Below are 21,421 nucleotides of genomic sequence, written 5' to 3' on the forward strand. Positions count from 1 at the left end.
CGCCGATGGTACTGCAGGGGGGACCCTGTGGGAGAGTAGGACGCCGCCGAACAATTATTCCGGGAAAGCCCCGCACCTCTGGTGCGGGGCTTTTCTGCGTTCACGGGCCGAATTCGATTGCTCGCGGCGGAACGCTCGGAGAGGATCGGTGTATGAACTATGTGATTCGCCCTGTACTCGCCGAGGAATGGGCGCTGGTCAAGGACATACGGCTCGCCGCCCTGCAGGATCCCGCGGCTCCGGTGGCGTTCCTGGAGACGTACGAGCAGGGCGTGGCTCAGCCCGACGAGTTCTGGCAGGGGCGCGCGGCCGGTGGGGCGGAGTCCAGTGGCGACGAGGCACGTCAGTTCATCGCCGAGGCACCCGATGGGAGTTGGGCCGGCACGATCAGCGTGCTCATCGAGCGACCGGACGGGGATCTGCGGTTCGGTGAGCCCGCCAAGGTCGACCAGGCCCATGTGGTCGGGGTCTTCGTGCGGCCCGAGGCGCGCGGCGCCGGGCTTGCCGAGCAGCTGTTCCGGGCCGGGGTCGACTGGGCGTGGTCACTGGGCGAGCCGCGGATCCGGCGCGTACGCCTCTATGTGCACGGGAACAACCCGCGGGCCGCTGCCTTCTACCGCCGGTTCGGTTTCGCGCCGACCGGGGAGACCCTTGCCGTACCGGACGATCCGACGGCGCTGGAGCTGGAGTACGAGATCGTCCGGCCCGCCTGATGCCCACGGCCCCGACTCCCTGAAGGGCATTCATCCCTGGCAGGGAGACGGTCTCTCTGTACGCGCCAGTGAAAGGGCAGCCATGGCCGATGTCGCACCGAGTGAGCTTGTCTCCCTTGCCGATGACGAGGGGAACAGCGTCGCTGTCAATATTCTGGGCCGCCAGCCCGGATGGGCTGCCGGACTCGCTGCCGAGATCGTCGTCAGGACGCCCTTCGTGTCCGGCCGTATCGACTTGGTGCTGTCCGTCTCGAAGCTGGAAAGCTGGGGCGATGCGCTGAACAGACTCGACGCCGGCGAGGATGCCGCCTGGATGGAGTGGGACAGGGGGCCGTCCTTCTCCGTCCAGCTCAGTGGCGAGCGGGACTGCCCGGAGGTAGTCGTCGAGGACGAGGGGTCCATGGTTATCGTGCGCGTGCCGCTCGTCCCTCCGGACGACTGGATCGCGGATCACCGGCAGCGTCTGCATCAGGTGACAGCGCACTGGGTTCCGATGCTGTCGGAGTAGTGAAGCAAGCCGTCGCTGGCGGACGAGGGGGCTCAGAGGGGGGACGACCAGCGGGCCCGGGCCTGTTCCTTCGAGCGGAGCAGGACGAGCGTCGGCAGGCCCTGGTCCTGGCCGGTCGACAGCAGCTCCGGGAGCCCGGGGAGGGGCGCCACCGCGGCGACGTCGTCGAGTACGAGCGTCATTGGTGGGTCGAGCCGACCGTCGGTTGACCGTGCGGCCAAGCGGCGGCCGTGCTCGACCACGTGCGAGGCGAGCGCCGTGAGCAGGGGCATTGCTCCGGGGCCCGAGCGGGGATCCTCGATCGGTTCACCCACCACATAGAGGGTGCCCCCCTCGCCGACAAAAGATTCCAGCGTGAGCGAGTCGGCCCGGTTCGGTGTGCAGGCCTCGCGGATGTGGACCGAGGAGAGCGCGGCGAAGGCCCGTACCGTCAATTCCTGTGCCATCTCGCGGCGTTCGGGATGGGCGGTGAGTGCGGATTCCAGCACGCCGGCGAGCCCGGAGGCCGCCTTGGGGTGGGTACGGAGCAGGCGCACGGGTTCGTGGGCGCTGCCGCCGAGGGCCCAGCGGTGGACCTGGCGGAAAGGGCGGCCGTCGATGGCGGCGGCGTGCAGCCAGCACTTCAGGAGGGTTTCCGCGGTGTCGGCCGTCGTCGTGTCGATACGGGCCTGCGGTCGGACCGGGGCGAGAAGTGCGGTGGAGCGGGCGGCGGCCGTGTCGGGTCGTTCGCAGCCGGCCGTGGGGGACCAGTGGAGGCGGGCCGGGGTGTCGCAGAGGTGTCCCGGATCGTAGACGAGGACCGGGCCGAGCTTGGCGCGGGCGTCCTTCGTCTCGGCCCAGACGGTGGGGTCGGAGGTGACGACGAGCGCGGGCCCGTCGGCCTCCTGGACCGCCTGGAGGATGGTGGGGCGGCGGGTGGCGGCCGGTCCGTAGACGACGAGGGGGGCGCGGGGGGAGAGGAGCGTGGGGAGGGCGGTCTCGGGCGGTGTGTGCTCCAGGGGAACGGGAACGGGAACGGGAACGGGTGCGGGTGCGGGTTGTGGGGAATGGGCCGCCGGTTGGGGCTCCGGCTCCGGCTTCGGCTCGGTCTGCGGTGGGGTCTGGGCCTCGGGCCGGGGCTCCTGCTGCTGGGACCGTACGGGCCCGTCCGCGTCCCCGTACCGTTCGCTCCGCTGCCGTGCCCGCACCATCCGCCAGCGGGTCACCACCCCTATCACGAAGACCGTCAGTACCAGCAGCACCATCAGTTCGCCTATGAACAGGCCCCAGAACAGCCCGTACCCGGAGAGCTCGCCCGCCGGGGTGTTCGGCCAGGCGGCCGGGAGGTCGTGGGGTGTGGCGACGAGTTGACGCATCGCCAAGGGTGTCTCGGCGAGGGTGACCCCCTCCGGCCAGGCGCCGTGCGCGAACAGTCCGGCCAGGCCGGTGGCCGTCCATGCCAGCAGCGTCAGCCCGAGCAGGAAGGCCAGCAGGCCGATCAGGAGACCGTCCGGGATGCCTCCGCCGCCTCCGCTGCCGCCAGTACGTACCTCACCGCGCCCCGCCATGTCATGCCACCGTTGACTCGGACGACTCGTTCAGTCGTTGTTGGTGCTCGATCCGTGCCGCGCGCTGCTCCGCCTCCAGCTCGGCGGCGCGTACGTCCTCGGGGAGGAGTTCGGCCGCGGAGGACTCGGTCATCGCGCGGTCGGTGAAGACCAGGGGACGCTCCGCCTCGGTGATCAGGTGTTTGACCACCTGGACGTTGCCGTTGACGTCCCAGACCGCGATGCCGGGGGTGAGGGTCGGGATGATCTCGACCGCCCATCGGGGCAGGCCGAGCACGTGTCCTGTCGCTCTGGCCTCGTCGGCCTTCTGGGCGTAGATCGTGCGGGTCGAGGCCATCTTGAGGATCGCCGCGGCCTCGCGGGCCGCCGCTCCGTCGACGACATCGCTCAGGTGGTGGACGACGGCCACGAACGACAGACCCAGCCGTCGCCCGAACTTCAGCAGGCGCTGGAAGAGCTGGGCCACGAAGGGCGAGTTGATGATGTGCCAGGCCTCCTCGACCAGGAAGATGCGTTTCTTCCGGTCGGGCCTGATCCAGGTGTGTTCCAGCCAGACGCCGACGATCGCCATCAGGATCGGCATCGCGATCGAGTTCCGGTCGATGTGCGAGAGGTCGAAGACGATCAGCGGGGCATCGAGGTCGATGCCGGCGCTCGTCGGTCCGTCGAACATGCCCCGCAGGTCACCGTCGACCAGGCGGTCCAGGACGAGGGCGACATCGAGGCCCCAGGCCCGTACGTCATCTATGTCGACGTTCATCGCCTCTGCGGACTCGGGCTCCGGGTGGCGCAGCTGGTCGACGATGTCGGTCAGGACCGGCTGCCGGTCGGTGATCGTCTCGTTGACGTATGCGTGGGCGACCTTCAGGGCGAAGCCGGACCGTTCGTCCAGGCCATGCCCCATGGCGACCTCGATGATCGTGCGGAGCAGGGCGAGCTGGCCGGTCGTGGTGATCGTGGGGTCGAGCGGGTTGAGCCGGATGCCGCCGTTGAGTGCGGAGGTCGGGTCGAGCCGGATCGGCGTGAGGCCGAGCTCCTGGGCGATGAGGTTCCATTCGCCGACACCGTCCTCGCCCTGGGCGTCCAGGACGACGACCTGGCGGTCGAGGAAGCGGAGCTGGCGGAGCACGTACGTCTTCTCCAGCGCGGACTTGCCGTTGCCGGACTCGCCGAGCACCAGCCAGTGCGGGGCGGGCAGCTGCTGTCCGTAAAGCTGGAAGGGGTCGTAGATGTAGCCCTTGCCGGAGTACACCTCACGGCCGATGATCACGCCGGAGTCGCCGAGGCCGGGGGCCGCGGTGGGCAGATAGACGGCCTGGGCCTGTCCGGTCGACGTACGGACGGGCAGCCTTGTCGTCTCCACCTTCCCGAAGAGGAAGGCGGTGAAGGCGTCCGACAGCGCGGACAGCGGATCTCGCATGGCGTGACCGACCTCCCTCTCGTTTCTCTCGGTTGATTGCGGCTAGCGACGGATGCCGGTGGCGAACGGCAGGGTGTTCACGAAGGCGCGGTGGTGCTCGCGGTCGCACCACTCCAGCTTGAGGTACGACTTTCCGGCCGAGGCCCGGATCGTCCGCTTGTCGCGGGCGAGGGATTCGGGTGAACGCGAGGACACGGTGATGTACCCCACCAGGTTCACTCCGGCCGCGCCGCTCGCGAGATCTTCACCCCGCTGGTCGAGCCGACCGTGCGCGGCGATGTCGCGCGGGTCGACGGTGCGGTTCATCTTGGCCTGACGGCTGGCTTCCGCCTCGTCATTGGTCTTCTCGGTGAGCATCCGCTCGATGGCGACCTCGGTGGGTTCGAGGTCCATGCAGACTGCGACCGTACGGATCACATCGGGTGTGTGGACGAGGAGCGGGGCCAGGAAGTTGACGCCGACGGGTGTCATCGGCCACTCCTTCACCCAGGCCGTGGAGTGGCACCAGGGCGCGCGGGTGGCCGACTCGCGGGTCTTGGCCTGGAGGAACGTCGGCTCGACCGCGTCCAGTTCGGCCGGCCAGGCGTTGCGCTTGGTCATGGCCTGGATGTGGTCGATGGGGTGGTCGGGGTCGTACATCGAGTGCACGAGGGAGGCGAGCCGGCTCTGGCCGAGCGGCTGGCGCACCCGGATGTCGGCCTCGGCGAGACGGGCGCAGATGTCGGTGAGCTCGCGCGCCATGACGACGGCGAGGCCCGCGTCGCGGTCCAGCTTGCGGCCGACCGTGGGACGGGCGGCGCGGGCCATGGCGTTGGCCTCGGCTGCCAGCTCACGGGTGAAGTGCATGCAGGCCACGAGGTAGGCGCGGTGCTGCTCGCTGGAGGTGGAGACCATGGACTGGAGCTGGTCGTAGGACTCCTGCAGCCAGCCCGGGGACGTTTTGTCGCCGCGCTGGGCGACGTCCTTGGCGTGGGCGTCCGGGTCGGCGGGGAGGGTACGGGCCAGCATCTGAATGCGGGTCACGAAGCCGTCGCCGTTGGCAACATGCTTCAGCAGCGTGCCGAACCGGTCGACGAGCGCTTCCTGGTCCTCGCTGTCGCGCAGCCCGACGCCGGGGCCCTCGATCTCGATCGCCGCGGTTACGGTGCGGCGGTCGGCGTGCAGGAGTACGGCGATCTCGTCCGGGCCGAAGGGGGCGGCGAGCCAGTTGATCCGGCCGATGCCGGGGGGCGGTCCGATCTCGACCTCGCGCCCGTCGGCCCCGACGCCCGCCTCCATGGCGGAGGAGCGGTAGGCCGTACCGCGACGCAGGGAGCGTTTGTAGCTGCGGTTGATTTCGAACCACTTGTAGAAGGTGCGGTGCTTGTACGGGAGGTACACGATCGCGAGGGCGAGGAGGGGGAAGCCGACGAGCAGGACGATCCGCGGGCCCAGGTAGGGGACGACCAGCCCGCTCATCATGCCGAGGAACGCTCCGACGATGATCAGCGCGATTTCGCCGGTCTCCCGGTTCTTGCCGACGATCGCGTTCGGCCGGGCCCGGCCGATGAGATACGTACGGCGGGGCGCGATCGTGTGGGACTGAGTCGTCAACGCCCTCCACCTCCTGTGCTGTTGTTACCTGAACTGCCTGATCCGCCGCCTCGGGGGGCGCGGCTGCCGTGCGGGGTGCCGGAGGTCGGCCCCGATCCGCTGCGGGGCGGGGGTGCGGCGGGGACGGATCCGCCGCCGGCTCCGCTTCCGCTTCCGCCGCCGGAGTTTCGGGAGCTGTGCGCGGCGACACCGCCGCTGATCGGGTTGGCGGGCCGACCGCCGCCGCTGCCGCTGTCGCCGCCGTTCTGGCCGCTGCGGCTGCTGTGGGTCTTGATGCCCTGGGAGACGAGAGCGGCAGGGGAGCTGATCATGGCGGCGGCCTGGGAGCCGTCGGTGGCCTGCTTGCGGTTGGTGCGGGCGCCCTGGATCTCGTCGCCGAAGCCGGGGACGAACCGGTAGATCATCGCGGAGGCGAAGATCGCGAGCAGGATGATGGCGAGACCGGACACGACGGCGGAGAACGCGTTCGGCCCTTCGTCCTGGGAGAGCGCGCCGGCCAGCCCGAGCACGACGACGATGACCGGCTTCACCATGATCACCGCGATCATGATGCCTGCCCAGCGGCGTACGTGGCCCCACATGTTCTTGTCGACGAGCCCCGCGTATACGACGGTGCCGAGGAGGGCGCCGACATAGAGGAGTGCGGCCCGGATGACGAGCTCCAGCCAGAGGATGCCCGCGGCGAGGATCGACACGAGCGAGACGACGATCAGCATGATCGGTCCGCCGCCGATGTCGGAGCCCTTCTTGAGCGCTTTGGCGAACGACCCGAAGAAGACGTCCGTCTGCCCGCCGGAGGAGGTGGCGATGATTTCGGTGACGCCGTCGGTCGCGGAGACGACGGTGTAGAGGATCAGCGGAGTGAACGCCGAGGCGAGGACCGTGAGCCACAGGAAGCCGATGGCCTCGGAGATCGCGGTGGTCAGCGGCACGCCACGGATCGCCCGCTTGGCCACGGCGAGCAGCCACAGCACGAGCGTCAGGACGGTGGAGGCGGCGAAGACGATCGCGTACTGCTGGAGGAACTTGGTGTTCGTGAAGTCGACGTTGGCGGTGCTCTTCACGGCCTCGCTGAGCTTGCCGACGATCCATGCGGCGGCGTCGGCGCAGCCGCGGGCGAGGGAGGAGAGGGGGTCCAGGGAGTTGTCGAGGGTGGAGGAGGGGTTGGTTTTGGGGGCGCCTGCGTCGCCGTTTTCGCAGTAGTCCTTGGCGGGGCCGTGGATGAGGTCGCAAGCGTTGTTGCTCTCACTGGGACTAGGAGTCGGTGTGGGAGCAGCGGAAACTCTTGTGGCCAGGAGGATGACGGATACCTGTACCGCTGCCAACAGGGCTGCGACAGACCTCACGTGACGACGTGGACTATCGGGCATAGGTGAACCCTCCGAACCCGTTGACCGCGCCGGCGATCTCGTCGGCGCTGGACGCCCGTGTATCGCCCCCCACGGGAGCGGGGCCGTCCTTCTGCGAGTGAGTGACAGCCTTCCAGTCGCCGCTGACCCACTTCAGTTCCATGGTGATGGTGAACCAACCATCCGCTACAGGCTTGGTCGAACCCTCGCCCGCCAGGCCAATCAGTCCGGTGCACCAGACCTCCACAGTGGCCTGGTCAGTGGAGCTCTTTGTGACCTTGGTACCGATGGGAGTGGTGCGTGAGATAAAAGTGAAGCCGGTAGGGGTGGAGCCGTCGTCGTTGAGGCCGAGGTTCTTGAAAAGACCCGTGGAGTAGGCCTGATCGAGCGTGGTGCGGAATCCGTTCACGGCGGACGGGGCGATGACAGCGTGGAGGATGCTGTCCCGTTTGGCCTTGTCGAACATCTCGGCCGAACCGAGCGCCACAGAGTAGTTCGCGGCAGCGCTCTGCGCACCCTGGTCGTCGTGGGCGAAGCCCGACGCGATGGTGCCGTTCTTCCCATCAACCGGCTTCGTCCCCGTGGCCGCCGTGGACGACGAATCCGGCTTGCTCCCCCCGTTCCCCGAGCCGCCGCTGCTGTCTCCGCCACCGCCACCGCCACCCATGTTCGCGAACGCGATAGCCGCGATCAGCAGGACGACCACGCCAACCACTGTGACGAGGGAGCGGGAGTTGCGGGCGGGGCGGCGGGGGGTGTTGTAGCCGTCGCCGCCCTCGCCGTCGGGGAAGCGGGTACGGGTCTGGCGCGTACCGCCGATGGTGCTGTATCCATCGTCCGTACGACCCGAGCTGCTGCCGTAGCCCTTCTCGTCGCCGTGACTCATGCCGCGTACGCCCCCTCAACCGTTTCCTGAACCGGGTAGTACGACGGTAGCCGTGCGGGTTCCCGCGTGGGCGCGGTGTGGTGACTCGACATCAGGGAGACGCAACCTCTGCCGGTGGGCACGACGGACGGATAGTGTGGGGGTGGGCGGGACTGCCCCTGGCGCGGGATGACAGCCGGTCAGACGGCCATCCCGTAGACGATGGTGAACAGGGTTCCCAGAGATCCGATGATGAACACACCGGTCAGACCGGCGACGATCAGTCCCTTGCCCTGTTCCGCACTGAACGTGTCACGCAGTGCCGTCGCGCCGATGCGCTGCTTTGCCGCACCCCAGACCGCGATGCCGAGGCAGAGCAGGATGGCGATGGCCATCACGACCTCGATCATTACGCGGGCCTCGTTGCCCAAGGTCCCGAACGGCCCCCAATTCGGGGCGATTCCGCCGATGATGGTGGTGATGTCGCCCTTTTCAGCTGCCAGGATCATGTAAGTCACCGCCCCTGTTGGGTAGTTCATTGCCCCTGCCACACGACACGGGTCGCTCTCTATCTTCGCTGATGAAACCGCTCTCGTACGACGGCTTGGCGGTTCTCTTTACCCGAATCTCGCACGTTTGACCGGTCCGGCTGCCCTGACCTGCGGATCGAATTGGTGTATGACCGAATATGTATGGTTACTCTGTGTATCACGCGGTGTGACCCCGGGCAATGACTGCCATCCCGCCACCCTGGCCGAGACCTTTGCGCAGGGCTGGTCAGCGCAGTGGCTGGTCAGAGCAGAGGGTGGGGTGGGGCGGGTGGCCGGGGTGGTGTCGTCCAGGTCGGTGGCGGCCGGAAATCGCACCAGGTGCCGTCGAAGGGAAACGTTCCGGCCTCGGCGAGCCGTGCGACCGAGGTGCCCTCGTTACGGATGGCTGACGCTTCGTCGGTCGACCAGTAGGCAGGGTCACCGGTCTTCTCGGCGAAGGACTGCTCGTCCTTCCACTGCCAGCTCCGGTCCGGGGCCACGTTGATGTCGAGTTCGTGGTCGGTGATGTCGATGTCGTCGCCGTGGTGGACCCGGCGCTCCAGATTTACGTACCAGCCACGGAACTTCCGTCTGCGGCCGAAGAGCCAGAGGACGGAGTGCGCGGCACCGGTCGGCTGGTAGAAGAGCGCGCTGCCCATCGGCCACCGGTCGGCGACCACCGGGTATCCGCCGGCCGGGCGTTCGTGCGGAGCGATGTCCCGTAGGTGCGCCCCGCGCGGAAGCTTTGTACGCCACATCGGTGTGCCGGTCTCCATCCACACCAGCTGGCCCCTGTCGGTGCGCTCGACGAGGCGTACGGGCACCGAGGCGCTGAGATGGCCGCCGATGAAGAAGTTCCAGCGGAGTATCCGGCCCGGCTCGTGGTTCATGCCGTGGATCATGCCCGCGGTGGCGCGGTCGGACACGCGTCTCGACGCGTGCCTCGGCGTATTGCCCGGCGCCTGTCGGCACCGGACACGCCGTGGGTGCTGCGAAAACCGTTGTTGCAAGAAGGACGTGGGTCCGGTCGCACCCAATCGACAGGCGGAGGTGGCGTCATCCTTCGGGCAGGAGGGGGCGCGGCGTTCGGTCCCGGGCCCCGGGTACTCACCCCGCACTGGGTGCGAACGTGATGGTCGACCCGTGATGGGTCACGTTCTCGCGCGCGGGGGGAGGAGCTGGGAGCCGGTGTGACGGCGTCAGTGCCGAGTGGGTGGGGTCCCGTCGTAATCCTCGGCGAAGTGGTCGAATTCGCCAGCCTGGACACCCTTGGTGAATGCGTCCCATTTGGCCTGGGTGGTCGTGACGATGTTGGTGGGGTCGTCGGTCTCACGGAGGTGGACGAGTTCGTCCGGGCCGAAGGCGATCTCGATCCAGGGGCCGGGGCCTTCCTCGCCTTCTGGGGCGGCGCGGATCCAGGTGAGGTCGGTGGGGATGTCAGCCATGGGTGCGGTTCTCCTTGAGGGTGCGTACGAGGGCTGCCCAGGCGGTGGGTGTGGTGCGGAGTATCGCTCCGGTGGGGTCACTGCTTTCGGTGAGGCTGACGGTGCCGGGGGCGGGTGCGGCTACGTGCACGCAGGAATTGCCCTGGGCGCAGTACGACGACTTCTGCCAAGCGGGAGCGGGCATGGTGGGTTCCTTCACAGGTCGCGGGCGACGTTGCGGATGAAGTCCCTGGACTTGTCGCGGTCCAACGCGGTGGCTTCCATGCGGCCGAGCAGTACGCGGTACTTCTCCAACTGGGCCTCGGCGTCGAGGAAAACCGGACCATGGGACTGGTCCAGGTTGACGGTGTCGAGCTGCGGAATCGGTCCAAGGAAGTAGTAGATCGACTGACCCGACCCGGCAATGGTTCCCGCGGAGAATGGGATCACCTGGAGAGTGATGTGCTCACGTTCGCTCATGTCGAGAAGATGCTGAAGCTGCTTGCGGGTCACCGTCGGACCGCCGAACTGCATACGTAGGGCGGCCTCATGGACAACGGCCTGATGCGGCGTCGGTGATTCTCTGAAGAGCACGGCCTGCCGTTTGATGCGGAACGAGATGCGGTGCTCGATGTCGGGAGGCGACAGTTCGGGTACGTCCTGGCGGAAGACTTCGCGCGCGTATTCCGCAGTCTGGAAGAGGCCAGGGATGTGAACGGTGACGGCCGTCCGCAGCCGACGCGCGTGGTGCTCGATCTCCGCCAGGTCGAGGAGCGACGCGGGCAGAATCTCTCGGTACTCCTCCCACCACCCGCGTGTGCGGTCGGAGGTCATGTTCCCCAGCGCGGCAACCATGTCCTTGTCGGCGCAGTCGTACTGGCTGGCCAGAGCACGTAGGCGCGCCAGGCTCACGCCGATGCGTCCAGCCTCCATGTTGCTGATCTGGTTCTGCTTCACACCCAGGAGTTGACCGGCCTGGGTCGCAGTGAGTCCTGCACACTCACGGAGTTTGCGCAGCTCACTGCCGAACCGGAGTTGACGACCCGTTGGATTGGTTCTCACGGGTTTGCTCGCCTCCTTGAGCGGCTAGTCACCCACAAGGGTGTCAGTTTATGGATTCGCCAGGAATCGGTTAACACGTTAGCTGTTGGTCGCTACCTTGGATGCCAGGCCACTCGCCCGGAAGTGCCCCGCTCGACGGAGCGGCCTCGTCACTGGGCAACCCGAAGTGCATCCTCCAACTTCCCTCCGTGATCGGAGACTTCCATGGTCAGTGCCACGGTATCCCCGCCCTGGACGTACACCCTCCAACTCCCGCAGGATCCCCGCGCCCCCGGCGTGGCCCGTGCGACCCTGCGCAACATCCTGCGCGTGCACGGCATGCCCGAACTCATCGAGACCGCCGAGCTGCTGGCGAGCGAGCTCGTCACCAACGCCTACCTGCACTCCTCGGGGGCGTACTCCCTGCGTCTGCGCGACGCCGGGCGGAGCCGTATCCGGCTGAGCGTGTGGGACACCAACCCCCACATCCCCGCCCCGTTCCGATGGAGCGCCGAGGCCCCGGCGGAGCTCGCTGAGCGAGGGCGGGGGCTCTATCTCGTCACCCTCTATGCGGAGAGCTGGGGCGCGTACCCCATGCGCGGCGGGCTGCCGGGGCAGGGCGGGAAGCTGCTCTGGGTGGAGTGCGCGTGGAAACCGGGGTGTCAGTGAGGTGGCCTACCGTAACTGTGTGTAAGGGGGCTGCTGGCTCACTGATCGATGGGGGCGTGATGTCCGAAGCGTATGAGTACCTCTGGCAGTACGGTGAGACCACCGCAGAGCGTGAGACGGGCCCTCCCCCGAACGCGTTCTTCGCAGGTACGTCACCCGCTTCGCTGAGACGGAGGCCGCGACCCATGTCTGTTCCGCCGTTGCGTCCGCGTCCGGGGAATCTGCGCGAGATCGCTGAGCAGATCGAAGAAGCGACAGGTCTGCGCGTGCAGGTCTTGGGAGGAAATCTCGTGATGTCCCCGACTCCGCGCGGAAAGCACGCGGGTGTGATCTACCGCCTTGAGCAGACGATCCGCCCGGTGCTGCCGGCCACTCTGGTGGCAGCCGAAGCGGTGTCGATCGAGATGCCTGACGACTCCGACGACTACGTCACCCCTGATCTCACCGTGTGCCCAGCAGAGTTCCTGGAGTCCGACGACTGGCTCATCGATCCGAGGGACGTCGAACTCGCCGTCGAAGTCATTTCTCAGTCGGAGAAGGCCAGGGACATCGGTCAGAAGAACGACTGGTATGCCGTTGCCGGGGTCGCGGTGTTGCTGGTCGTCGATCCCCGGCACGGCACGTGGGCTCTGCATACACGGCCTGAAGGCGGGGCGTATCAGGAGAGGGCGGAGGGCAAGTACGGCGAAGAGATCCCGCTGCCAGGGCCGGTTGGTCTCGTCGTGGCCACGGATTCGTTCCCACGGTACGGGGCCGCCGGATAGCCGGCCGAACGGGGACCAGTCGGATCGAACCTTCCCCGTCAGCGCACGAGTAGGTCTCGCAAGGCCCTCAGTTCCGACTCCTCGATTCCGTGCGCGAGGAGATAGGCGGGGACCGAGCCGTGGTGACTGCGGATCCAGACCATGGCTCGCAGGAGGTGGGTGGCGGCGACAGGGCGCGTGCCGTGTCCTCTTGCGGACGAGGTCGCGGGCCCGGTCGGGCCCAGCTCGGCGTTGGAGCACAGGAAATCCGTAGTGACCTCTTCCTCGGACGCCCCCAGCAGCGTCTGAAGGACAGCCACGACGACACCGGTTCGGTCCTTTCCCGAGGCGCAGTGAACCAGCACTGGCGGACCGCCGGGGGAGAGAAGGCGGCGGATGACACCGACGACGGAACGCCCCGCATGCTCAGCCATGAAGGGGTAGAGCTCCAGCTGGTCGTCCGGCCATCTCTGCTCGACGAACACCGGAACGTGTACATGCTCGAAGCCGAGACCGTGGCGCACGTCCGGCCGGTCCGCCACCTCAGGGACACTGCGCAGGTCCACGACCGTGCGCACCCCCAGACGCGTCAGCGCCTGCGCGCCCTTGGGCAGCAGTTCATTCAGCGCACCGGACCGGTACAGCACGCCCCGGCGTACAGGCCCCACGCCGCCTGCATCCCGGAAGTTCCTCACACCCGGAACACTGACCGGCGCCGGACCCGCACCCACCTCATCAACGATCACGCCAACACACTACGGACCTGACCACCCTTTGCCGGCACACCCCAGCTCGGCCCGGCACAACCGCCACAACGCCCCGTACCGCACACTTCCCCTCCCCCCTCACGCCTCAGTCAGCATCGAGGGTCCTCTGCCGCCAAATGGTCAAGGGCCCAGGACGCGACCACCAGGCGGCCGGTCCCTCCGGTCACCGCATTAGCCTTGTCGCATGGTGCGGAGCGAGGCGGAGGACGTGGCCGGGTACCTGGCCGAGGTGCCCGAGGAGCGCCGGGACGCCCTGTCGAGGCTGCGGCAGCTGTGCCGGGCGGAGCTGGCCGGGTTCGACGAGGTCATGGCGTACGGGATGCCCACGTACGAGCGGGACGGCGCCGTGGAGATCGCGTTCGCCTCCCAGAAGCGGTACATCTCCTTCTACGTGATGCGCAGCGATGTGCGCGAGGCGTTCGCGGAGCGGCTGGCCGGGCAGGACATGGGAAAGGGCTGTCTGCGCTTCCGCCGGGCGGAAGCGGTCGACTACGAGCTGGTGCGGGATCTGCTCCGGGCCACGGCGGCGGGTTCTGGCGCGGTCTGCTGAGCAGGCTTGTTGAACGGGTTTTTTGAGCGGGGTTTTTGGTCCCGCATGAACATGAAATAGGTACGCGCGCCCGCGAGTTGGCGGCCACTGGATACGTACCGGAAGCCTCGGCACTTCTGTGATCACGGGAAAAGGGCTGGCAGCGGGCTCGGCGGTCGAATAGAAAGGGGGCCATGAGCGCCTCCACCTCCGCCGCTGCGCCCGCAGCCGCTGCCCAGGACCCTGCCGACCGCCGGGCCTTCGTCCGCACCACGATCGACCTGGGGGACGTACTGCTGCGCCCATGGGGCAGGGAGGCCGCCGAGCAGGAGGCGGTGCTGGACGGGCTGGTCACTGCCGCGGCGGACCCACTGATCGCCCTCTGGAACCCTCTCGCGACAGCCGACCGCAGCGACGCCCTGGCCTGGCTGGAAGCTCGCGACGGAGGCTGGGACCGCGGTGCCAGCGCTTCTTTCGCCGCCCTGGCCGCAGCCGATGGAACCCTGCTGGGCGGTTTCACGCTGCGCTGGGTCGACCGCGCGGACGGCCTTGCGATGATCGGCTACTGGCTGCTGCCGGCCGCGCGCGGACGGAGCGTGGCGACCAGGGCGACCAGGGCGGTCACCAGCTGGGGCTTCAGGACCGCCGATGCCCGCCGGATCGAGATCGCCCACGCGGTCGGCAATGAGGCCTCCTGCCGGGTGGCCGACCGATGTGGCTACCTTCCCGAGGGAACGCTGCGCGACTCCCACCGCTTCGGCGACGGGGAGTACCACGACGAGCACCTGCATGCCCGCTTGGCCGCCGACCCGGAACCAACGGCCTGACGAGGCTCCGGCGGGCCTCGGTGCGCAGGTCGGGATCGAGGAGATAGCGGCGTACCTGTTTTCAGCTCGAAGACCAGCGCACGCAACGAGAGACCGGCGAAGTACCGGGACCGTTGCAGGACATTCAGCGCCGTCTGCACGGCGTGAGGGGAACGGGCGAGGGTGGTGGGGCCGGTGGCAGGGGGGGAATGGCGAGGCCGACGTCGGCTGCCTGCTGCCGCCAGGCGAGGAGCAGATCGAGGTCGAAGTCATCCGTAACATCGGACACTTTGGCCATGGGGTCGCGCACGCCCAAGAGCTGCCCGGCCGGTGGAACCGGTCCTCGTAGCGGCCCATTGCGAAGTCGCTGCTGGAGGCGGAAAGTTCGACCGCGTGCCGAAGCCCGCCGCAGAGGGCAGGAAACCACTCGCTGTGCAGCATCTCGCTGCCCATGAGCTGCTTGCCCACTCCGCGCACTCCCACAACTCGCGTCACCTGCGTCCCGTTCGCCGCTTCGTGCGTGTGTCTGCCAACTCACGCCAGGACAATGACGTGGGGCGGCCACCCTCTGCCGAAGCCTGCCGGGCGGGAGTCGGTCCCAAGGCAGCAGCCCGTTCGGGTGAACCGCACAGCCCGACAGGCCGGGCCTGTGGGGGTGTTACGCCTTGAGGCCCCTGTGGGCGTGGCGTGTCGCCCCCACGAGATTTGGCACAGTGCCGCTCCACGATCAAGGACGGAGCGGGGTGGCCGGAGTGGCAGTTGTGGGACAGTCGGGGGGCCGTCAGAGGCTGAGCGATCTGGTGGGCGAAGCGGGTGGCGGCGGCAGGGACGTACTGAAACACAGCGGCGGGGTCTGGACGCGGGCTGCCGGGGGCGCGGAGGGAATGGTTACGCACCTCGGGCCTGTGAAGTCGGAACTGGAAATCGCGCATGAGGGCCTGCGTGCGGGGACCGTCGGTCTGACCGCGTTGGCGGAGCTGGGGTCCGTACGGGAGTCGTGGGAGCGACGGTTCGAGGCCGCGCGGGGGGAGTGCGGGGCCCTGGCCGGGAAGTTGAGGGCCGTCGCCCGGGCCCAGGGCGAGACGGACGAGATCGTGAAGGCGTCGTTCGCGCCGGTGGCAGTGGGCGGCGAGCGATGAGCCTGACGTGGGCGCAGTTACGGGACCTGAAGTGCGGTGAGCTAGAAGGTGCGGCCGATGGATGGGGCAAGGCGAGCAACCGCGCCGACGCGGGCAGGGACCGCATCGAGAGGCAACTGCTGACCGGATTGCGCGGTTCGCAGCGGGGCGCGGCGGCGGACGCGGCGGTCGGGCGGCTGCAGCAGATGAGCCGGAACCTGCAGTACGTCTATACGGAGTGCGGATTGCTCCGTACGACGCTGAACAGCCTGGCCCATGAACTGCGTACCCAGCAACGGGCGTTGCGGGAGGCGCTGGACGATGCGCAGTCCCTGAAATTCACCGTGCACGCGGATGGCTCGGTGACGTATCCGGCGGCGGGCGAGGATCTGATCGGCGGAAAGCCGCTGCCGGGCGGGAAGGCATCGGTAGGTGAGGCGCCCGGCCTCTTGCCGCCCTCGGGTCTGGTCGCGCCCAACCCGAACGTGGCGAAGGCGCAGGACATCGCGGACCGGGTGGCGAAGGCCGTACGGACGGCGGCCGAGATCGACTGGCGGTACGCCCGCATCCTGCGCAAGTTGAAGGCCGAGGAGGGGTTGAAGGTCCCCGACGCCACGTGGACCGACGCGGCGGGCGACGCGGCCGCGGTACGGGACGCGGCACGCGGCTACCTGAAAGACGGCATCCCCCGCGATGCCTCACCGGCCGAGCGGAAGGCATGGTGGGCCGGCCTGACGGACGAGCAGCGCGAGGAGTACCTGGCGGTGTACCCGGACCAGATCGGCAACTTGGACGGCATTCCGGCTGTGGTGAGGGACGCGGCGAACCGGGACAACCTGCAGCTGCTGATGGGGAAGCTGGAGGGGCGGGACGATCCGAAGGCGGAGACGCAGTTGGCGGGATTGCGGGAGATCGACCGGCAGTTGCGGGAGGGCCGGCAACCTCCGATGTTTCTGCTCGGTATTGGGGATGAGGGGAATGGGCGGGCGATTGTCTCGTTCGGGAATCCGGATACGGCACGGAATGTGTCGGCGTATGTGCCGGGGTTGAACACGTCTCTGGATGAGGATTTTGCGAAAAATGACCTCAAACGTGCCTGGGATACGGCGAAGGGTGCGTCTAAGTACGATCACTCCAGTGCGGCGATCGTCTGGCTCGGATATGACGCACCACAGACACCGGATGGGCTAGCGAGTCTATCTGTCATGGGTGACGAAAGGGCCGAGAAGGGTGGGAAATCTTTCAATGGATTCATGGCTGGTCTCACGGCAACCAACGGGACTGGAGACCCGCACCTTACGGCAATCGGGCACTCATACGGTTCGCGCACAGTGGGGGCTGCAACGCAGCATGATGGCGGGATTCCTGGAGTTGACGACATCATCTTGGTTGGCAGTCCGGGGGTGGGCGTGGATCACGCCGAGGGCCTTGGTGTGGGCAAGGAGCACGTCTTTGTCGGTGCCGCAGAAAATGATGTGGTGACCAAACTCCCGTCCAAGCAGCAGAGCGTTGTGGGTGTGGTGGGGTTGGTTGCTGGTGGGCCGAAGGCCGCTTATGTGGCGGGAGATATCGCCGATCAGGCAGACGACGACCTTTGGTTCGGCAAGGACCCGGCGAGTCGGGCGTTTGGCGCGAGACGATTCCCTGTGAATGAAGGGCCACCGCTGATTGGTGGTGATGGATTCTCTCTCGATGCCCACTCTCAGTACTTCGACCCGAAGCGAGATGCTGTATCGGCGGACAGTATCGCGTTGATCGCTACTGGGAGATCCCGCGAAATCAAAATGGAGGAACCCCGTTGAGGTATCCGTTTCGGGTGATGGCGGTAGCGGTGCTGTTTTGCGTTTCCTTATTCGGTTGCGCGAATACCTATACTTCATCGGATCGGGGGAGGCGAGCAGAAATGAACATGCAAGGTGCAGCCGACCATGCTGACGGGATTCTTGACGCAGTACTGAAAGAGATCAAGCCGGAAGTCCAATGGGCGCACGGGCCGACTAGTACGGGGAGTTGCGATGTGTCCCGCATGCGCGTAGTGATGACTGTTGTCTCTAAGGAGCGCAGGGGCAGCTTCCTTGGCGTGGTGGACCGCTTCTGGCGTAAGAGCGGATACAGGATCAAGGCCGTTAACAAAGACGTGGATGTTCCGGCGATCTACGCGCAAACGAAGGACGGTTTCGGTGTCAGCCTCAGTATTGGCGGCAAGGGGCAAGCCTTCTTCGAGGTAGACAGTCCCTGCGTGAAGGAGTCGGAGGTCGCCGAGTCCACCACCCCGCCGAACGGCCCCGCCTACGAAGGCGTCTACCCCCTCCCCCGCCCCAACGTCCGCTCCGCCTTCTGGTCCGCCGGAGCGCCCTGACGTCACGTCATAGCACCCAATGGCCCACATCAGGCCAGTCGGTGGGGTACGGGACAGGCTGGCCAGGCTGGACTTTGAGTCCTGCATTGGGTCCTGGGGCCCATGCCGCGCCCAGTGTTGGTGTGGTCGCATACAGAGACCGGGGGGAACTGTCGCTGCGCCCACTCACAAAGCTGGGAGACTCGTTGTGTCTGGCATACGAGAATTAGCGGTTCCGGGTGGCGCCGGCATAAGCGCTGCCGAGGACCGTCCGGGCAGACAGTCGTTGTCGCGCCCTCTGCAAGCGGTGCTGATTCTCGTCCGATTGCTCTTCGTCGTCACTGTACTGGGTGCGATCGACGCGCTGGTCGTGGCCTCGTCGGTCGATGCGGTGGACGGTCACTTTCTGGGCATGGTGCTGTACGCCGCACTGCCCGGCGTCACCGGATTCGTACTGTCGCTGTACATGCGGACCGGCGGCGTCTGGATCTGGCGCGGGCTCCTCGCCGTGCACGCCTGGCTCACCCTCGGCGCCCTGGCGGTACTGAGTGAGGACACCGGCGGTCAGGGGCTGGCGCAACTGGTGATGCCGGTTGCCGTCGTTGTCCTGCTGTTCCGGTCAGGCTCGCGCGATTGGTTCGGGCTCAGTCCTGAACAGCGCGCCGAGCACCGGCCGTTCAGCCTCGCGCGGATGATCAAGTGGCGTCGGGACGCCGGTCAGACCGCGATGGAGTACCTGGGCATGATCCTCGTGGTCGTGGCCCTCATCGGCGGGCTCGTGGCGACGGGAATCGGCGGGCAGCTGACCGGGGAGATCCGGAACGCGATCTGCCAACTGACCGGAAGTGCCTGCCCGGCACCCGATGTCGGTGTGGTCGCCGGCAAGGACACAGGTGCGGGTAACGGCGGCGGTACCTCGACCGGGGGCGGATCCGATTCCGCCGGCGGTGCGGGATCCGAGGGCTCGACCGTGACCGGGGGCACGGGGTCCGGCGGCTCGGACACATCCAGAGGGTCCAACGCATCCGGCGGCTCGGATTCCGGCGGCTCCGCCTCGTCCGGTGGCTCCGGTGGCTCCGGTGGCACAGACGGCACAGGCGGCTCCGGTGGCACAGGCGGCTCCGGCGGCTCCGATACCTCCGGCGGTTCCGGCGGCTCGACCAGCGGCGATTCTTCTACACAGGTCGACGCGGGTAGACAAAACTCGGACTCCAACTCATCCCACCCCTCGGACGGCAACTTCCTCACCGGCGTTGTCGGCGACGACGGCCTGTGGGGCGACGTCAGCGGTGTCGTCGAGACGGTCTCCCACCCCGTCGACACCGCCAAGGGCATCGCCGATCAGTACGCCCAGTCCGGACGCGGCGCGAGCGACAAGTGGGACAAGGGGAAGTACGTTGCCGCCGCCTGGGACATGACCAAGGCGTCCGGCGGGGGCGGCGGCGCCGTTGCCGGGCTGCCCGGCTCCGGTACGCGTGTCGAGGCCGCGGTACGGGACGCCGAGCGCGACTACCTGAACGACCGTATTCCGCGCGATGCGACCGCGGCCCAGCGCAGGGACTGGTGGAACGGGCTGACGCAGCAACAGCGCGATCAGTACCTGGAGCTGTCCCCGGACCGGATCGGCTCTCTCGACGGCATCCCGGTGGCCGACAGGGACGCGGCCAACAGGAAGAACCTTCCGGAGCTGATCTCGAAGCTGGAGGGGAAGACCGACTCCACATCGAAGGACCAGCTGGCAGGGTTGAAGGAGATCGACCGGCAGCTGAAGGAGGGGAGCCAGCCGCCGATGTACCTGATCGGCATCAGCGACGAGGGGAACGGCCGGGCCATCGTCTCCTACGGGAACCCCGACACCTCGAAGAACGTGTCGGCCTATGTCCCGGGGCTGAACACCTCCCTCGACGAGGAATTCGCGAAGAACGACCTCAAGCGTGCGCGTGACACGGCGATCGGCGCCCAGGGTTACGACGACTCCACCGCGTCGATCGTCTGGCTCGGATACGACGCACCGCAGACGCCGGACGGGCTGCACAGCCTGGCGGTCGCGGGCACCGGCCGGGCGGAGAAGGGCGGCGCGGCCTACAGCGACTTCATGGGTGGCATCGCGGCCACCAATCAGAACAAGGACCCGCACATCACGGCCATCGGGCACTCCTACGGTTCACGCACCGTGGGCGCCGCGACGCAGCGCGACGGCGGTATTCCGGGAGTGGACGACATCATCCTGGTCGGCAGTCCGGGGGTGGGCGTGGACCGCGCCGTGGACCTCGGCGTCGGCAGCGGGCACGTCTTCGTCGGTGCCGCGGCCAATGACCCGGTGACCAAGCTCCCGTCCAAGACACAGGTCGTCGTGGGCGCGGTGGGGATGATTCTGGGAGGCCCCGCCGGTGCGTACATCGCCGGAGACCTGGCCGACCGGGGTGACGACGACCTCTGGTTCGGCAAGGACCCGGCGAGCAAGGACTTCGGGGCCGCGCGCTTCCCGGTGGCCCCCGGCCAGCCCCTGATCAGCACCGGCGGTGTGAGCTTCGACGCGCACTCCAACTACTTCGATCCGGTACGAGACGCTATGTCGGCAGACAGCATCGCTCTGATCGTGTCGGGACACTCCGACAGGCTCAAGATGGAGGAACAGCGATGAAGCGAAGGTTCCAGATCGTTGCGGTGGCCCTGGCTTTCGGCTTCGCACTGTCCGGCTGCGGCAACGACAGCGGGCAATCGGGCGGCAGCGGGAGCGCCAGGACCAGCAAAAGCAGCAAGGACACCAAGGAGAGCGGCATGAACATGCAGGAGGCCGCCGAACGCGCCGACGGCATGCTCGACGCCGTACTGAAGGAGATCGACCCCGAGGTGCAGTGGGCGCACGGCCCGACGACGACGGGCAGCTGCGATGTGACGCGCAGGCGCACCGTGATGACCATCGTGTCGGCGGAGCGCCGGCAGAGCTTCCTGGACCAGGTCGAGAAGTTCTGGCGCGAGAGCGAGTACCGCATCAAGGCGAAGAACAACGACAAGGAGTTCCCGGCGGTCTACGCGCAGACGAAGGCCGGCTTCGGCATCAGTGTGAGCTTCCGCGGCAAGGGGCAGGCGTACTTCGAAGCGGACAGCCCCTGCGTGAAGGAGTCGAAGGTCGCCGCCCCCACCTCCAAGCCGAACGGGCCTGCCTATGAGGGGGTCTACCCCATCCCACGCCCCAACGTGCGCTCCGATTACTGGTCGTCCGGGGCATCCTGATGTCCGGTCAGTGCGCCGGAGTGGCCGGTCACCGACCCTGACGACCCGGATGATTCGTACACAGCCACGAAACCGCTCATGAACCGGGCCTCGATGGGGGATGGTTGAGGGGTGCGGAAATTCTGGGTGGTTGGTGGCATCGGCGTCGGCGTGGCTATGTGCTTCGTGGCGCTGCTCGTCGTCGGTACGTACTCCGCTGCTGCCGGACTCGTCGGTTCCGGCAG

22 protein-coding genes are annotated in these 21,421 nt (G+C 67.6%); 11 read left to right on the forward strand and 11 right to left on the reverse strand.

What is annotated here, in order from left to right; all coding sequences use genetic code 11:
* Nucleotides 1-152: 152 nt before the first annotated feature.
* A complete protein-coding gene (locus ABTZ94_RS26170; protein ID WP_351204010.1) occupies nucleotides 153-713 on the forward strand; it encodes a GNAT family N-acetyltransferase in 561 nt (186 codons plus the stop codon).
* 82 nt (nucleotides 714-795) lie between these two features.
* Nucleotides 796-1,221: a DUF5959 family protein gene (locus ABTZ94_RS26175; protein ID WP_351204012.1), complete on the forward strand. Its 426-nt coding sequence runs from the start codon at nucleotides 796-798 to the stop codon at nucleotides 1,219-1,221.
* Nucleotides 1,222-1,253: 32 nt separating this feature from the next.
* Here the strand turns inward: ABTZ94_RS26175 and ABTZ94_RS26180 are convergent, their stop codons facing one another.
* From ABTZ94_RS26180 to ABTZ94_RS26225, 10 genes are all read right to left on the reverse strand, one after another.
* Nucleotides 1,254-2,768, reverse strand: coding sequence for a type IV secretory system conjugative DNA transfer family protein (locus ABTZ94_RS26180; RefSeq protein ID WP_351204014.1), 1,515 nt, complete (start codon nucleotides 2,766-2,768; stop codon nucleotides 1,254-1,256).
* Nucleotide 2,769: 1 nt separating this feature from the next.
* Nucleotides 2,770-4,188 carry an ATP-binding protein gene (locus ABTZ94_RS26185; protein ID WP_351204016.1) on the reverse strand — a complete coding sequence of 473 codons (1,419 nt, stop codon included), beginning with the start codon at nucleotides 4,186-4,188 and terminating at the stop codon, nucleotides 2,770-2,772.
* Nucleotides 4,189-4,230: 42 nt separating this feature from the next.
* Complete coding sequence (locus tag ABTZ94_RS26190) at nucleotides 4,231-5,781, reverse strand: SCO6880 family protein (RefSeq protein WP_351204018.1); 1,551 nt, start codon at nucleotides 5,779-5,781, stop codon at nucleotides 4,231-4,233.
* On the reverse strand, nucleotides 5,778-7,151 hold the full coding sequence (locus ABTZ94_RS26195; RefSeq protein ID WP_351204020.1) for a hypothetical protein: 1,374 nt from the start codon (nucleotides 7,149-7,151) through the stop codon (nucleotides 5,778-5,780). The genes ABTZ94_RS26190 and ABTZ94_RS26195 overlap by 4 nt, the downstream gene beginning before the upstream one ends.
* The gene (locus ABTZ94_RS26200) at nucleotides 7,141-8,016 is read right to left on the reverse strand and encodes a DUF8175 domain-containg protein (protein ID WP_351204022.1); all 876 of its coding nucleotides are present in this window, start codon (nucleotides 8,014-8,016) and stop codon (nucleotides 7,141-7,143) included. Before ABTZ94_RS26200 ends, ABTZ94_RS26195 begins: the two co-directional genes overlap by 11 nt.
* A gap of 179 nt (nucleotides 8,017-8,195) precedes the next feature.
* Complete coding sequence (locus ABTZ94_RS26205) at nucleotides 8,196-8,504, reverse strand: DUF8827 family protein (protein ID WP_018101695.1); 309 nt, start codon at nucleotides 8,502-8,504, stop codon at nucleotides 8,196-8,198.
* A 284-nt stretch (nucleotides 8,505-8,788) separates the two neighbouring features.
* A complete protein-coding gene (locus ABTZ94_RS26210) occupies nucleotides 8,789-9,415 on the reverse strand; it encodes a ribonuclease FAU-1 family protein (protein ID WP_351204023.1) in 627 nt (208 codons plus the stop codon).
* Between the two features lie 309 nt (nucleotides 9,416-9,724).
* The gene (locus tag ABTZ94_RS26215; RefSeq protein WP_351204025.1) at nucleotides 9,725-9,970 is read right to left on the reverse strand and encodes a DUF397 domain-containing protein; all 246 of its coding nucleotides are present in this window, start codon (nucleotides 9,968-9,970) and stop codon (nucleotides 9,725-9,727) included.
* Nucleotides 9,963-10,154 carry a DUF397 domain-containing protein gene (locus ABTZ94_RS26220; protein ID WP_351204027.1) on the reverse strand — a complete coding sequence of 64 codons (192 nt, stop codon included), beginning with the start codon at nucleotides 10,152-10,154 and terminating at the stop codon, nucleotides 9,963-9,965. Before ABTZ94_RS26220 ends, ABTZ94_RS26215 begins: the two co-directional genes overlap by 8 nt.
* An 11-nt stretch (nucleotides 10,155-10,165) precedes the next feature.
* A complete protein-coding gene (locus tag ABTZ94_RS26225) occupies nucleotides 10,166-11,011 on the reverse strand; it encodes a helix-turn-helix domain-containing protein (protein WP_351204029.1) in 846 nt (281 codons plus the stop codon).
* 204 nt (nucleotides 11,012-11,215) lie between these two features.
* Here ABTZ94_RS26225 and ABTZ94_RS26230 point away from each other — a divergent pair, with 204 nt between their 5' ends.
* Nucleotides 11,216-11,659 carry an ATP-binding protein gene (locus ABTZ94_RS26230; protein WP_351204031.1) on the forward strand — a complete coding sequence of 148 codons (444 nt, stop codon included), beginning with the start codon at nucleotides 11,216-11,218 and terminating at the stop codon, nucleotides 11,657-11,659.
* A gap of 185 nt (nucleotides 11,660-11,844) precedes the next feature.
* Nucleotides 11,845-12,423 carry a Uma2 family endonuclease gene (locus tag ABTZ94_RS26235; protein ID WP_351204033.1) on the forward strand — a complete coding sequence of 193 codons (579 nt, stop codon included), beginning with the start codon at nucleotides 11,845-11,847 and terminating at the stop codon, nucleotides 12,421-12,423.
* 38 nt (nucleotides 12,424-12,461) lie between these two features.
* On the opposite strand, the gene ABTZ94_RS26240 is transcribed toward ABTZ94_RS26235, so the two are convergent.
* Nucleotides 12,462-13,148, reverse strand: coding sequence for a tyrosine-protein phosphatase (locus tag ABTZ94_RS26240; protein ID WP_351204035.1), 687 nt, complete (start codon nucleotides 13,146-13,148; stop codon nucleotides 12,462-12,464).
* 205 nt (nucleotides 13,149-13,353) lie between these two features.
* On the opposite strand from ABTZ94_RS26240, the gene ABTZ94_RS26245 reads away from it, so the two are divergent.
* The 7 genes from ABTZ94_RS26245 (at nucleotide 13,354) to ABTZ94_RS26275 (ending at nucleotide 21,197) form a co-directional block, all read left to right on the forward strand.
* Nucleotides 13,354-13,719 (forward strand): iron chaperone, encoded by a 366-nt coding sequence (locus ABTZ94_RS26245; RefSeq protein ID WP_351204037.1) that lies wholly within the window; start codon nucleotides 13,354-13,356, stop codon nucleotides 13,717-13,719.
* Between the two features lie 173 nt (nucleotides 13,720-13,892).
* Entirely contained in the window at nucleotides 13,893-14,525 is a 633-nt protein-coding gene (locus ABTZ94_RS26250) for a GNAT family N-acetyltransferase (RefSeq protein ID WP_351204039.1), read from the forward strand.
* A gap of 863 nt (nucleotides 14,526-15,388) precedes the next feature.
* Nucleotides 15,389-15,643 (forward strand): hypothetical protein, encoded by a 255-nt coding sequence (locus tag ABTZ94_RS26255; protein WP_351204041.1) that lies wholly within the window; start codon nucleotides 15,389-15,391, stop codon nucleotides 15,641-15,643.
* Nucleotides 15,640-17,424, forward strand: a complete 1,785-nt coding sequence (locus tag ABTZ94_RS26260) for an alpha/beta hydrolase (RefSeq protein ID WP_351204043.1) — start codon at nucleotides 15,640-15,642, stop codon at nucleotides 17,422-17,424. Before ABTZ94_RS26255 ends, ABTZ94_RS26260 begins: the two co-directional genes overlap by 4 nt.
* Nucleotides 17,425-17,525: 101 nt before the next feature.
* Nucleotides 17,526-17,981 carry a hypothetical protein gene (locus ABTZ94_RS26265; protein WP_351204045.1) on the forward strand — a complete coding sequence of 152 codons (456 nt, stop codon included), beginning with the start codon at nucleotides 17,526-17,528 and terminating at the stop codon, nucleotides 17,979-17,981.
* 286 nt (nucleotides 17,982-18,267) lie between these two features.
* Nucleotides 18,268-20,604, forward strand: a complete 2,337-nt coding sequence (locus ABTZ94_RS26270) for an alpha/beta hydrolase (RefSeq protein WP_351204047.1) — start codon at nucleotides 18,268-18,270, stop codon at nucleotides 20,602-20,604.
* Complete coding sequence (locus tag ABTZ94_RS26275; protein WP_351204049.1) at nucleotides 20,601-21,197, forward strand: hypothetical protein; 597 nt, start codon at nucleotides 20,601-20,603, stop codon at nucleotides 21,195-21,197. Before ABTZ94_RS26270 ends, ABTZ94_RS26275 begins: the two co-directional genes overlap by 4 nt.
* Nucleotides 21,198-21,421: the final 224 nt, after the last annotated feature.

It is taken from the genome of Streptomyces sp. NPDC002785, assembly GCF_040295565.1.
GTDB lineage: Bacteria > Actinomycetota > Actinomycetes > Streptomycetales > Streptomycetaceae > Streptomyces.

What these genes read in the sequence shown, in the direction of transcription:
- ABTZ94_RS26170 (WP_351204010.1), top strand. Translation starts at nt 153, where the DNA reads ATGAACTATGTGATTCGCCCTGTACTCGCCGAGGAATGGGCGCTGGTC.
- ABTZ94_RS26175 (WP_351204012.1), top strand. Translation starts at nt 796, where the DNA reads ATGGCCGATGTCGCACCGAGTGAGCTTGTCTCCCTTGCCGATGACGAG.
- ABTZ94_RS26180 (WP_351204014.1), bottom strand. Translation starts at nt 2,768, where the DNA reads ATGGCGGGGCGCGGTGAGGTACGTACTGGCGGCAGCGGAGGCGGCGGA.
- ABTZ94_RS26185 (WP_351204016.1), bottom strand. Translation starts at nt 4,188, where the DNA reads ATGCGAGATCCGCTGTCCGCGCTGTCGGACGCCTTCACCGCCTTCCTC.
- ABTZ94_RS26195 (WP_351204020.1), bottom strand. Translation starts at nt 7,151, where the DNA reads ATGCCCGATAGTCCACGTCGTCACGTGAGGTCTGTCGCAGCCCTGTTG.
- ABTZ94_RS26200 (WP_351204022.1), bottom strand. Translation starts at nt 8,016, where the DNA reads ATGAGTCACGGCGACGAGAAGGGCTACGGCAGCAGCTCGGGTCGTACG.
- ABTZ94_RS26205 (WP_018101695.1), bottom strand. Translation starts at nt 8,504, where the DNA reads ATGATCCTGGCAGCTGAAAAGGGCGACATCACCACCATCATCGGCGGA.
- ABTZ94_RS26210 (WP_351204023.1), bottom strand. Translation starts at nt 9,415, where the DNA reads ATGAACCACGAGCCGGGCCGGATACTCCGCTGGAACTTCTTCATCGGC.
- ABTZ94_RS26215 (WP_351204025.1), bottom strand. Translation starts at nt 9,970, where the DNA reads ATGGCTGACATCCCCACCGACCTCACCTGGATCCGCGCCGCCCCAGAA.
- ABTZ94_RS26220 (WP_351204027.1), bottom strand. Translation starts at nt 10,154, where the DNA reads ATGCCCGCTCCCGCTTGGCAGAAGTCGTCGTACTGCGCCCAGGGCAAT.
- ABTZ94_RS26230 (WP_351204031.1), top strand. Translation starts at nt 11,216, where the DNA reads ATGGTCAGTGCCACGGTATCCCCGCCCTGGACGTACACCCTCCAACTC.
- ABTZ94_RS26235 (WP_351204033.1), top strand. Translation starts at nt 11,845, where the DNA reads ATGTCTGTTCCGCCGTTGCGTCCGCGTCCGGGGAATCTGCGCGAGATC.
- ABTZ94_RS26245 (WP_351204037.1), top strand. Translation starts at nt 13,354, where the DNA reads ATGGTGCGGAGCGAGGCGGAGGACGTGGCCGGGTACCTGGCCGAGGTG.
- ABTZ94_RS26250 (WP_351204039.1), top strand. Translation starts at nt 13,893, where the DNA reads ATGAGCGCCTCCACCTCCGCCGCTGCGCCCGCAGCCGCTGCCCAGGAC.
- ABTZ94_RS26255 (WP_351204041.1), top strand. Translation starts at nt 15,389, where the DNA reads ATGGTTACGCACCTCGGGCCTGTGAAGTCGGAACTGGAAATCGCGCAT.
- ABTZ94_RS26260 (WP_351204043.1), top strand. Translation starts at nt 15,640, where the DNA reads ATGAGCCTGACGTGGGCGCAGTTACGGGACCTGAAGTGCGGTGAGCTA.
- ABTZ94_RS26265 (WP_351204045.1), top strand. Translation starts at nt 17,526, where the DNA reads ATGAACATGCAAGGTGCAGCCGACCATGCTGACGGGATTCTTGACGCA.
- ABTZ94_RS26275 (WP_351204049.1), top strand. Translation starts at nt 20,601, where the DNA reads ATGAAGCGAAGGTTCCAGATCGTTGCGGTGGCCCTGGCTTTCGGCTTC.